This window comes from Streptosporangium sp. NPDC049644 (genome assembly GCF_040675205.1).
Lineage (GTDB): Bacteria > Actinomycetota > Actinomycetes > Streptosporangiales > Streptosporangiaceae > Streptosporangium > Streptosporangium fukuiense.
Genome location: NZ_JBFAOJ010000274.1, coordinates 1 through 1,177, shown reverse-complemented (window position 1 = coordinate 1,177; position 1,177 = coordinate 1). Strand labels below are relative to the sequence as shown.

Sequence of the window (1,177 nt, the reverse complement as noted above, 5' to 3'; positions counted from 1 at the left end):
TACTGAGGAAGAAAGCTGGAGGTTATGCCGGATCGGAGATCACGAGTCCGGTCTCGGCGATGAACCCGTCCAACAGGTCGGACCGGTACTGCAGCGGCTTGAGCCGGCTTCTGATCAGCACGGTGAGCTGGTCAATGCCGTCGATGGTGAAGTTGAGCAGCCTGGTGCGCAGGTTGGACCAGATGCCCTCGGCCGGGTTGAGATCAGGGGCGTACGGTGGCAGCCGGTAGACCAGCAGCCAGTCGCCTTGGGCGGCGATCCAGGTGCGCATCTCAGCGCTGACGTGCTCGGGCAGGCTGTCCCACACCAGCGAGATCGGCCCGCCCAACTGGGTATGCGCGGCCTGCAGCAGGACCTGGAAGTGCTCGACGCCGAACCCCTTGGGCTCGTTCTTGCGGCGGCGGTAGGTGAGCGTGCGGTAGATCAGACGCGTGCGCTCACCGGGTTTGGCGCACACCAGTCCGGCGATCGAGGTGCGCCCGGATCCGCTGTATGCGGCCGGCAGGACCGGCGTGCGGCCTTTTCGGGCCCAGGTTCTGCCCTTGGGCGGCCTCAGGCTCTGGCCGGACTCGTCGGCGAACACGAGCCAGGAGCCCCAGGCCGCCCGGGTGCTTTTATCGCGGGCCAGGTCCGCTTGACCCAGGTGGCCACCTGTTCGTCGTCGCGCTGGGCGGCTCGGTGCGCCGGTACCTGGAACGACCAGCCCAGCCGCTCCAGCAGGTAGGCCACTGCGCGCGGGGTGTAGCGGATGTGGAACTTCTCGGCGATCAGCATCGCGATGCGCGGGCTGGTCCAGCGCTGGTCCTGCCAGCCATGCGCGGCCGCGCCCTCCTCCAGCAACGCCTCCAGTCGGTCCACTTGCTCATCGGTGAGCTTGCAGCCGGTTCCAGCGGTGCCCTTGGAGCGCAGTGCGGCTTTACCGCCTTTCCGCCAGGCCCGATGCCACTCACAGGCGGATTTGCGCGTTACGTCCAGCAGGCGGGCCACCCGCGGTGGTTGGATTCCTCCGGAGAACATGTCCGCTGCCCGAAGCCGCAGCGCCTCGCGCCGCGCTCGCTCTGTGTCGGACAATCCCCCGCTTCTGTCGGAGTACCTCATACCTCCAGGTTGCCACCTGGGAAAACAGCGAGAATGAGTGCCCTGAGCAACGCATGACGCCCGGATTTCTTCGTCAGTA

Annotated in this window: 2 protein-coding genes; both read right to left on the bottom strand. The window is 66.9% G+C overall.

Translation table 11 applies throughout. The features are described from left to right. Positions 1 to 22 precede the first annotated feature (22 nt). Positions 23 to 583 (bottom strand): transposase, encoded by a 561-nt coding sequence (locus AB0J58_RS45090; protein WP_364228020.1) that lies wholly within the window; start codon positions 581 to 583, stop codon positions 23 to 25. Continuing rightward, the gene (locus tag AB0J58_RS45085; protein WP_364228017.1) at positions 553 to 1,071 is read right to left on the bottom strand and encodes a winged helix-turn-helix domain-containing protein; all 519 of its coding nucleotides are present in this window, start codon (positions 1,069 to 1,071) and stop codon (positions 553 to 555) included. Before AB0J58_RS45085 ends, AB0J58_RS45090 begins: the two co-directional genes overlap by 31 nt. Positions 1,072 to 1,177: the final 106 nt, after the last annotated feature.